10 protein-coding genes are annotated in these 9032 nt (G+C 70.4%); 3 read left to right on the top strand and 7 right to left on the bottom strand.

The window, feature by feature from the left end; all coding sequences use genetic code 11:
• Positions 1-94: 94 nt before the first annotated feature.
• The 3 genes from ABEA24_RS32765 to ABEA24_RS32755 form a co-directional block, all read right to left on the bottom strand.
• Positions 95-2032: a GTP-binding protein gene (locus tag ABEA24_RS32765; RefSeq protein ID WP_345435537.1), complete on the bottom strand. Its 1938-nt coding sequence runs from the start codon at positions 2030-2032 to the stop codon at positions 95-97.
• Positions 2033-2262: 230 nt separating this feature from the next.
• A complete protein-coding gene (locus ABEA24_RS32760; RefSeq protein ID WP_345435535.1) occupies positions 2263-3021 on the bottom strand; it encodes a MerR family transcriptional regulator in 759 nt (252 codons plus the stop codon).
• Positions 3022-3111: 90 nt separating this feature from the next.
• Entirely contained in the window at positions 3112-3507 is a 396-nt protein-coding gene (locus ABEA24_RS32755; protein ID WP_345435533.1) for a nuclear transport factor 2 family protein, read from the bottom strand.
• An 89-nt stretch (positions 3508-3596) separates the two neighbouring features.
• Here ABEA24_RS32755 and ABEA24_RS32750 point away from each other — a divergent pair, with 89 nt between their 5' ends.
• Positions 3597-4049 (top strand): MarR family winged helix-turn-helix transcriptional regulator, encoded by a 453-nt coding sequence (locus tag ABEA24_RS32750; RefSeq protein ID WP_345435531.1) that lies wholly within the window; start codon positions 3597-3599, stop codon positions 4047-4049.
• Positions 4050-4090: 41 nt separating this feature from the next.
• Here the strand turns inward: ABEA24_RS32750 and ABEA24_RS32745 are convergent, their stop codons facing one another.
• A complete protein-coding gene (locus ABEA24_RS32745; protein WP_345435529.1) occupies positions 4091-5290 on the bottom strand; it encodes a GAF domain-containing sensor histidine kinase in 1200 nt (399 codons plus the stop codon).
• A 150-nt stretch (positions 5291-5440) separates the two neighbouring features.
• Positions 5441-6187 (bottom strand): helix-turn-helix domain-containing protein, encoded by a 747-nt coding sequence (locus ABEA24_RS32740; protein ID WP_345435527.1) that lies wholly within the window; start codon positions 6185-6187, stop codon positions 5441-5443.
• A 438-nt stretch (positions 6188-6625) separates the two neighbouring features.
• On the opposite strand from ABEA24_RS32740, the gene ABEA24_RS32735 reads away from it, so the two are divergent.
• A complete protein-coding gene (locus ABEA24_RS32735) occupies positions 6626-6841 on the top strand; it encodes a hypothetical protein (RefSeq protein ID WP_345435525.1) in 216 nt (71 codons plus the stop codon).
• Positions 6842-7018: 177 nt separating this feature from the next.
• On the opposite strand, the gene ABEA24_RS32730 is transcribed toward ABEA24_RS32735, so the two are convergent.
• Together ABEA24_RS32730 and ABEA24_RS32725 are read right to left on the bottom strand one after the other, a co-directional pair.
• Complete coding sequence (locus ABEA24_RS32730; RefSeq protein ID WP_345435523.1) at positions 7019-7672, bottom strand: hypothetical protein; 654 nt, start codon at positions 7670-7672, stop codon at positions 7019-7021.
• Positions 7673-7695: 23 nt separating this feature from the next.
• A complete protein-coding gene (locus ABEA24_RS32725; protein ID WP_345435521.1) occupies positions 7696-8769 on the bottom strand; it encodes a DNA polymerase III subunit beta family protein in 1074 nt (357 codons plus the stop codon).
• Positions 8770-8890: 121 nt separating this feature from the next.
• Here ABEA24_RS32725 and ABEA24_RS32720 point away from each other — a divergent pair.
• The coding region (locus ABEA24_RS32720; protein ID WP_345436204.1) for an NAD-dependent epimerase/dehydratase family protein at positions 8891-9032 on the top strand (142 nt) is incomplete at its 3' end.

The following is a 9032-nucleotide window of genomic DNA, read 5'->3' as shown; positions in this document are numbered from 1 at the left end:
CTCGCCGGACCTGCGATCACCCGATGACGATGGCCCGCCCGGCGGCGGGCGTATCTCTTCTCGAGCGGCCGGATCCGGTGACCGCGCGGCGTCCTCACCCGGACCGGTCCGGGCGGGGACACGGTCGGCGTGGCGGGGTCCCCTCGACGCGGCGGTGGCCGGCGAACTCCGTCAGGAACATCCCTTCCCCGCGGGTCTGGCCCGGCAGCCGCCGTCCGAACTCGTGCACCCGCCCGAGCGGGATCACGCCGGTCACGTACGCGGTGTCGCGCCGTACGGCCATGTCGTCGGGGGTCCCGCCGGCCTCGGTGAGCGTGCCCAGGACCCCGCTGACGACATCGGCCGGGACCTCCAGTTCGAAGCGGCCCACCGGTTCGTACACGTGGGTCCCGGCGCGGCGCAGCGCCCGCTCCAGCAGCCGGGGCGTCAGCGTCCGGAAGTCACCGGCGGTCGTGACCGGACTCTCATAGCCCGAGTGCGTCAGGGTGACGACGCAGTCCGTGACCTCCCAGCCGTACGGTCCGCGGCGGAGGGCGGACCGCACGCTGTCCTCGATGGCCGCGTGGAACGCGGCGGGCAGCGACCCCGGCTCGACCGCCAGCCCGTACCGTACGCCGGTCCCCGCCTCGGCGGGCTCGATGCGGAACCCGGCGGTCGCACACACCTCATGGTCGCCGTGCCGGTCGATCTCGTGGAACGCCGCGCCGACGCCGGCGGGCCGCTCGATGTGGACGGTCCGGGTCGCGTCGAAGGTGACGGCGATGCCCGCCTCCTCCTCCAGCCGGGTCTGGAGCACCTCTTTCTGCACCTCGCCGTACAACAGCACGGAGATCTCGTCGCCGACACGGACATTGATCAGCGGGTCCTGCTCGGCCAGCCTCAGCAGGGCGCCGTGGAGCCGCGGAGCGTCGGCCGGGCGCACGCTCCGTACGACGGTCTCCAGGGTCGGGGGCGCGAAGTGGGGTTCGTCCGGCCCGTCGCCGGGCTCGCCGAGCCGGTCGCCGATCCGGACGTCCTTCAGCCCCCAGAGCTTCACGATGTCGCCCGCCCCCGCCTGGAGAGCCGGTGCCGCGCCGCCCCGCTCGAAGACCTGGAGCGCGGTGACCTTCCCACGGTGTTCCTGCCAGGCGGTGCGCTCGCCACCCGCGCGCCGGTAGAGGGTGAGATGCTCCCGTACGGCGACGGTCCCGGAGTGCAGCCGCGCGTACGCGGCCTTCCGGCCTGAGGCGTCACGCTCGATCGTGAACACCGTGCCGGAGAGGTCGTCGTCGCGGCTCTCACCGGACGGCGGGAGGAGTTCGCGGACGCCGCGGACGAGGTCGGCCACGCCCACGCCGGTCACGGCCGAACCGAAGAACACCGGGTGCGCGACCGCCCGGCCGGTCTGCTCGGTGAGCCGTCGCCGGCAGTCCTCCGCGTCGACCCGGCCGTCGGCGCGAACGTACTCCGCCAGGAACGAGTCGTCGTTGTCGGCCAGCACCTCCGTCACCCGGTCGAGGTGCCGCAGATCGTCGAGGGCGTACGGCCGGGTCGCGGCGTCCCACGTGCCCAGGCCGGTGACCGTGCCCATCGCGACCGCGCCGGGGGCGAGCCTGCGGGCGATGTCCCGCAGCAGGTCGTCATGGCGCGCCCCCATCCGGTCGATCTTGTTGACGAAGATCAGCGTGGGGATGCGCAGCCTGGTCAGCACGCGCATGAGGACCCTCGTCTGGACCTGGACGCCCTCCACCGCCGAGACGACCAGCACCGCGCCGTCCAGGACCCGTACCGCGCGCTCGACCTCAGAGATGAAGTCGGAGTGGCCGGGCGTGTCGATCAGGTTGACCTTCAGGTCGTCGATGGTGAACGAGACCACCGCGGACCGGATGGTGATCCCGCGTCGCCGCTCCAGCTCCAGGGAGTCCGTCTGGGTCGTACCCCGATCGACGCTGCCGAGCTCGGCTATGACGCCCGCGTGGAACAGCAGCCGCTCGGTGAGCGTCGTCTTGCCCGCGTCAACATGCGCGAGCACCCCGATGTTCAGGGAATTCATGAAGTGTCGTCCTCGATGCCGCCGAGTGATCCGTCGTGATGACCTGTGACCACTGGCGCATCGCCGAGCCCCCATTCCCTCGTACGGACGACGGCGTCCATGCGACGCCCGGCCGGAGCCTAACAACAGGCTCGCGAGGGGGCAGCTCATTATTCGCGGGCTCTCCCGAGCCGCGTCCCGGAGGATCTGCAGCTCCTCCGGGAGACCGGCCGTCTCGGCCGGTGGGCCCGTCAGCTCAGCCGGGCACGGGCGTACGCGGCCATCGCGTCACGCTGGAACTCGGCCAGGCCCTCGGTGACCTTCTCGTAGTTGTCGCGGAACCGCGCGTCCTCCACGTACATCTTCCCGAGACCCGTGTACGCGCAGGCGTCCGGCTGCCAGAACCGGCTGATCGACCGGTAGTGCCAGTCGACCTCGTCCAGGACGATCGGGTCGTCCGGCGCCGCACCGGCGACCTTCAGCTCCCCCATCCGGACCATGTGCGCGGTCATCTCCCGCTGCGCGGTCTCCATCTGCTCCGGCGTGAACCCGGCCGCGGCCTGCCGGCTCTGCTCGTACTGCTCCGGCCACCGCTCGCGGGCCTCGTCCTCGTACCGCGAGGGGTCGAACCCCGCGAAGAGGTTCTCCGGCCGATTGATCTTCGATGTCACGCTGTCACCTCCTCCTTCGAGTTCGGCGATGGTGCGGGCCACGGTGTCGGCGAGCACGCCGAGCCGGTCGCGGTCGGCCAGCAGCCGGGCGTGGTGGCGGCGCAGCGCCGCGACCGTGCTCGGCTCCGAGTCGATCGCCTCGGCGATCTCGGCCAGCCCGACGCCCAGCTCGCGCAGCACGAGGATCTGCTGGAGCCGCAGCAGCTGCTCCTCCTCGTAGTAGCGGTAGCCGTTGACCCCGACGTACGCGGGGGCGAGCAGACCGATCTCGTCGTAGTGCCGGAGCGTCCGCGAGGTCACCCCGGACATGCGGGCGACGTGAGCGATCGACCAGGCCATGAGCCATCCCATTCACCGTTGCGGCCGGGCTTTCCGGCCACGGCTTCGACGATAGGAGTTGACGTAACGGCAAGGTCAACCGCGCGCGTCTCAGGCCGGCGAGAACTCCCAGATCGGGCTGGCCGCCACCCGGGAGATCCGCCACCCGCCGGGGGTACGGGCGGTCTCGAGCCGGTACCGCTCGCCGAGGATCCGCTGTCCCGTGGGCGCCGCGAAGACGACGAGCAGGTTGGCGTCGACGGAGGCGTGGTCGCCGTCCACCTCGATGCGGGGGTTGGTGATGAAGTGCTGGGTCGCCACGTCGTCCGGGTGCGATCGACGGGCCTGCGCGGCGAGGGCGTCGATGCCGCGCACCGTACCGCCCGGAGTGACGGCGACCGCGTCTTCGGTGAAGATCGTGCGCGCCTCGTCGAACCGCTTCTCGTCCAGCCAGATCCCGAGACGGGTGACCAGGACGGAGAGCTCGGCGTGGTCGGTCGGCTCCATGACACACCTCTATTCATTGGTACGGCCAACATTGGCTGGACCAACAGTATCACCATTCATTGGGAAGGCCAACGGTTAGACTGCGTCCCATGACGGCCGACGAAACGACGCCCACGCGTCTGCGGCAGGCGCCCAGCTGGTTGCTCGGACAGGCGTCGATCCACAGCCACCGGCTGGTGACCGAGCACTTCACCGCCGCCGGTGCCCGGGGCTACCACTACCGGCTGCTCGCCGCCCTGCAGGAGTTCGGCCCGGCGAGCCAGGCCACGCTCGGCCGCCGCACCGGCGTCGACCGCAGCGACGTCGTCGCGGCGCTGAACGAACTCGCCGAGAAGAAGCTGATCGAACGCTCACCGGACCCGGACGACCGCCGGCGGAACATCATCACGATCACCACCGCCGGCCGCGACCGTCTCGAGCACCTCACCGGCGTCCTGACCGAGATCCAGGACGCCCTCCTCGCCCCGCTCTCGGCTCCCGAACGCGAGCAGCTGACGGCCCTGCTGCGCCGGATCGTCGACCACCACGCGGCCGGCCGCTGACGGCACGGCTCACTCGCGAAGAGCGGTCACCCGGGCCCAGGTCACGCGGAACACGGGAGCGTGACGGCCAGCGACGTTCCGTCCCCGACCGGACTCTCGACCTGAAGGGACCCGCCGAGCACCTCGACCCTCTTCTTGAGCGCGGCCAGCCCGGACTCATCGTCCAGAGGGTGGGCGCCGCCGACACCGTCATCGTTGATCGACAGCCGGATCCCCTCGCCGTCCCTGCTGAGATCGATGCGGATCGCGGACGCGTGCGCGTGCCTGATCGCGTTCAGCAGCCCCTCCGCGACGATGTGATAGACGGTCGCCTCCACCCGTTCGGCCAGCTCCTGACCGGTCGGGACGTTGAGGTCGACGGGCACCGGACAGCGGCGGGTGAGCGCCCTGAGGGTGGCCTCCATGCCGCCTTTCGCCGGGGCCACGGACAGCAGGTCCGTGGAGACCTGCCGAAGCCGACCCTCGATCTCCGACGCCGCCTCGGCGAACCGGGACAGATGCCGCCGTAGCCCCTCATCCGAGGTCCCGGCCTGCAGCTCCTGCAGCTGCCGGGTGAGCTCCTTCAGGCACTGCTGCGGTCCGTCGTTCAGATCCGCCGCGACGCTCTGGCGTACGGCGTCGGCGGCCGTGACCATGCGGGCGTGGCAGGCGATGAGCTCCGCGCGGGCGTCGGCCTGCGCGATCGCGCAGTTCAGCATGCGCACGAACTCGGCCATACGTTGTTCGGCGTCATCGGGTGGCGGGTTGGCCTCCCGGTACAGCGTGGTGATCACTCCCCACAGCCGGTCCTCGACCGTGATCGGACCGGCCACGCCGGCTCCCAGGCCATGTGCCCTGGCCCAGGGGCCCAAGTCACTCTCGATCGAGTCCGCAGTCCGACGCGCCGGCCATCCCGTCTCCACCACGATTCCCGCCGGGGTGTCAGGTGCGACGACCCAGCGGCCTCCGAAGGGGACGTCGAGCTCCGGGAGGTCGGGACTGCTCCACTTGGCGACCAAGGTGAGCGTCCGATCGGCCCGGTATCGCGTGATCATCGTGTGATCCGCTCCGAGCAGCCGTCCCATCTCACCGGCCACCGCCGTGAAGACCGCCGACGGTGAGGCGCCTCCGGCCACGAGGGTCGCGACCCGCCGGAAGGCTCTCTCGCGGTTCACGATCCGCCTGAGCTCGTCATTGGCCGGCTCTGGGGCGTACAGCCGGTCCCAGGCCATCCCCAGACGACGAAGCAGTCTCCTCGGCACGGCCATCATCCCTGGCGTGCAGCCTCCGCTGCCATGGTCCCTCCCGAGCCTGCCTGATCTGTGAATCCGGGCTGGTCACCCAGCGTATAACCACGTCGGCAGAGCACCGATGGCCGCCCTCGGCACCGGCATGTCCGGCCGTTCGCCGGGTCATCCCCTACCCGTCGGGCGTCCGGACTTCCACAGCTCCGAGACGTGATACGAGAACCGGTCGTACAGCCCTTCGTCCTGGCACCGCCGGATGTGCAGCATCGGCGAATCGTGTCCGACCAGCCTCGCCAAGTGGGGCGTGACCAGCATCTCTTCGTCGAAGACGAACACGCTCATGGCGATGTGATCGTCGCTGAAGCGCGCTTCGATGCCCGGAACCCCGGACATCTTGGAGAGTTCGTCAAGGGTCACCCTGATCCGCGTACCGACCGTCAAGGGCACCGCTTCGACCTCTTCCCGGCGGCGGGTGACCTCGCTGTCGGGATCTCCGATCAGGAACCGGATCGAGCATCCGCGTTCGGCCTTGCGGCGCAGGACGCTTCGCAGGCTCGGATGTTCCAGCCAGAGGAAGTAATTCGTGTAGCCCGCGAAGGTCAGCTCCTTGGTGGCATTTGCGATCAAAGTACGCCAAACGGATTTAGGACATGCCGACCGGAACGGATATACGCTCACGATCTCTCGATCCGGCCCGGTCTTCACGGCTTTTCGGACGGCTTCCGGCCAGAGCATGGACTCATCAACTCCAAGGGCATCGCAGGCAGCCCAGCGGTGGCGGGGATGCGGGGTGCGCCCCTCCTCGCCCACCCACCGAGTCACCGTCTTCACGTCCACGTGACACTTTGCGGCCAGGTCCGATTCTGTCATCCTCGCTTCGGACATAGCCCGTCGAAGCGCATCATTCGGCATGAGCGACACCTTTGGGCGTGGGACGGCTGGGACGTATCTTCACCGTAGCCAGCGAACGTCCTTTCCGTCCCGTGAACGCAGTTCATACGTCACTCACCGCAAACAAAGGTGGATATCGAAAGTCCGCCGATACGGACCGAGGGATATCCAGATGACGGCGACCAGCACGAACGCGACGGAAGACGTACACGAACTGGCCGGGCGGCTCACCAAGGCATGCCAAGCGGCCGGTCTAGAGGCGGAGTAGCAGAGCCCGACACGGGTCTACGTCCACGCTCCCAACACCAGCAACCATCTCGCCGAAATCGTCACGGCCAAGCCGGACAGCGCTGAACGGCTGTTCTGGTGGTGGTCCTGGGATAAGCCGATCTGCGAAGCGACCGAGATCGACAAGGCCGTCCAACTGATCAAGAAAGTCGCCTCCGTTCCGCTCAGCCCATGACCATGACGGCGACGGAAGATCCGGTCGCCCGGCGGGTTCGGGAATCGATCGCCGCGTTCTACGACGCCATTGACCGCTTCGGTCTATCGGCAGTGACGCCGGCATGCGAGCTGATCCAGCTCGACCGTCTCGTACGCCGGTATCCGCAGGCGGCGAGCAAAAGCCTGGAGCTCTATCGGCCGGAACAAAGCCAGGAGCAAGAGGACCCGTAGTCATGTCGCGTCCCGGTGATGGCGGCAGTTCATCGCAATGGGTGGCTCCCGCACAAGGAGCATCACAGGGACGCGGCACTTACGCCTCGACGGCCGAACCCGGACGTCCGGGGCGGTTGGTCCGGGGCCGGGGCCATCGGGTCGCAGGAGGTGAGGGACCTGCGCCCGGTGGCCTCTTCAGGGCGTGGGGGTCAGGGCGGCGATCGCCTGGCCGAGGGCGGTTTGGTCGTCGTCCGGCAGCCATCTGGCCGCGTGGACCATGTGCAGGGCCGTCGTCAGGCGGACGCGGTCGGGGTCGGTGCCCAGGTCGCCCAGGTAGGCGGGCAGGATCAGGCCGAGCGCCTTGAGGTCGGCGCGGGCGCAGAGCCGGGCCAGCAGGTCCGGCAGGAGGTCGTCGACGGGGCGGCGCTCCGGGCCGCCGGTGGTGCGCAGGCCCTCGGCGATCGCGAATCGGTTCCAGTCGCCGTACTGGCTCTGGGGCGCGTCGTCGACGCACGCGGCGGCGAGAAGGAAGTGCTCGCGCGCCTTGGTGAGGTCGCCGAGGTCGCGGTACGCCTTGCCCAGGTTGATGTGCAGGGACGGGTAGAAGCCACGGACGCGTTCGTCGCCGACCCGATCCGCGCGCAGGAGGCACTCGTGGTTCCAGCGGAGCGTGTCCTCGGGGCTCGGCTGGTGCCGGGCGACATAGTGCGCGGCGACGCAGGCCTCGTAGTCGTCGGTGGCCGTCTCCCAGGCCTTCTCGAAGAGGTCGCGGGCGTCGGCGGTTCTGCCGTCGGCCTCCGCGCGCATGCCTTCCGCGCACAGCCGTACGACCGGGTTCTCGGGGTCCATCCTTCTCTCTTTCGGGGTCGGAATCAGGCGCCGGTGGTGTCGTGGACCGGCATGACGACGGTGGTGAAGCCGCCCTGGTCGGCGGAGCGGACGACGACCGGGTGCGTCGCCGAGGAGATCTCCAGGAGCACGTCGGGGCCCACACTGGCGTCGACCGCCGGAAGGAGCACCTTCGGGTCGAAGGCGATCCGCATCGGCGGCCCCGTGCGGATGGCACGGAGCGGGGTCTCGTCCGGTCCGCGGCGTACGACCAGGCCGTGCCCGTCGTCCGTCCGAAGGGTGACCGGCCCGTCCGCGTCATGCGCGAGCACCGTACGGAGGGCGTCCCGCTCGATGATCAACCGGTGCCGGGCGGCCGGGAGCTCGTCGAGGATGACCTGGTAGGAGGGGAACGTCCCGTCCGTCACGGGGATCACCCGGCGGTCGCCGTCGCCGTATACGCGGGCGCCCCGGCCGTCGATCTCGATGCCGACCTCCGGCAGCCGTACGGCCCAGGACGCGATCTCCGTCAGCGCGGCGGTGGCGACCAGCGCCTGGTGCGGTCCGCCGGTGACGACGCTGGGGCGCAGCGCGCGGACGGCCAGCCGGTACCGGTCGGTGGCGACCAGGCGCACCTCCTGCCCGGTGATCTCGACCAGGACGCAGCCCAGCGCCGGGAACTCCTCCCGGGCCTCGCCGCGGGCCGCCGACGGAACCACCTGCCGGACCGCGCCGGCCAGTTCCGGGCCGCCGACGCGGGCCTCCGCGCCTCCCGGGGGACCGGAGAGGCCGCGGAGGACGGCGTCGATCGCCGCCTGGGCCGCCGCGGCCGTCTCACGGGTCCGGCGCGCGTGCTCGGCCAGGACGGCGCGGGCCTCCCCGGGGTCGCCGTCGAGCACGACCGAGGCGTCGACCAGCGGCAGCCCGGCCTCGCGGAGCCGCCGTACGAGGACGGCCCGGGACTCCTGGTCCGGGGCGTAGAACCGGTATCCCGTCGCGCCGTCCACGTGGGCGGGACGCAGGAGGCCGCAGTCGTCGTAGAACCGCAGGGCGCTCGGGCTCAACCCCACTCGGCGGGCGAAGGCCCCGATGCTCACCAGCGTTCCGGTGTCGTCCATGGCGGCCATCGTGGGCCTTCGACCCGCTTGAAGGTCAAACGCCCGCGCGGTGGGTCACTCGGCGGAGCCGGAGACGACGGCCTCGTACGTCTCGACGGTCCGCACGAACAGGGAGAAGACCATGATCGTGGTTACCGGAGCGACCGGGAACGTCGGTGGACGGCTCGTCCAGTTGCTCGCAGCGGCAGGCGAGCAGGTGACGGCGGTCTCACGGCGCGCCCCGGCCGCCGGCCTGCCGGATGGAGTCCGGCACGTGGCGGCGG

It is taken from the genome of Actinoallomurus vinaceus (assembly GCF_039542055.1).
Classification (GTDB): domain Bacteria; phylum Actinomycetota; class Actinomycetes; order Streptosporangiales; family Streptosporangiaceae; genus Actinoallomurus; species Actinoallomurus vinaceus.
The sequence above is the reverse complement of the archived record's forward strand: the minus strand, read 5'-3'. Positions and strand labels throughout refer to the sequence as shown.

Coding starts and splice junctions, on each gene's coding strand:
- ABEA24_RS32765 (WP_345435537.1), bottom strand. CDS start 2,032: ATGAATTCCCTGAACATCGGGGTGCTCGCGCATGTTGACGCGGGCAAG.
- ABEA24_RS32760 (WP_345435535.1), bottom strand. CDS start 3,021: ATGGCCTGGTCGATCGCTCACGTCGCCCGCATGTCCGGGGTGACCTCG.
- ABEA24_RS32755 (WP_345435533.1), bottom strand. CDS start 3,507: ATGGAGCCGACCGACCACGCCGAGCTCTCCGTCCTGGTCACCCGTCTC.
- ABEA24_RS32750 (WP_345435531.1), top strand. CDS start 3,597: ATGACGGCCGACGAAACGACGCCCACGCGTCTGCGGCAGGCGCCCAGC.
- ABEA24_RS32740 (WP_345435527.1), bottom strand. CDS start 6,187: ATGCCGAATGATGCGCTTCGACGGGCTATGTCCGAAGCGAGGATGACA.
- ABEA24_RS32735 (WP_345435525.1), top strand. CDS start 6,626: ATGACCATGACGGCGACGGAAGATCCGGTCGCCCGGCGGGTTCGGGAA.
- ABEA24_RS32730 (WP_345435523.1), bottom strand. CDS start 7,672: ATGGACCCCGAGAACCCGGTCGTACGGCTGTGCGCGGAAGGCATGCGC.
- ABEA24_RS32725 (WP_345435521.1), bottom strand. CDS start 8,769: ATGGACGACACCGGAACGCTGGTGAGCATCGGGGCCTTCGCCCGCCGA.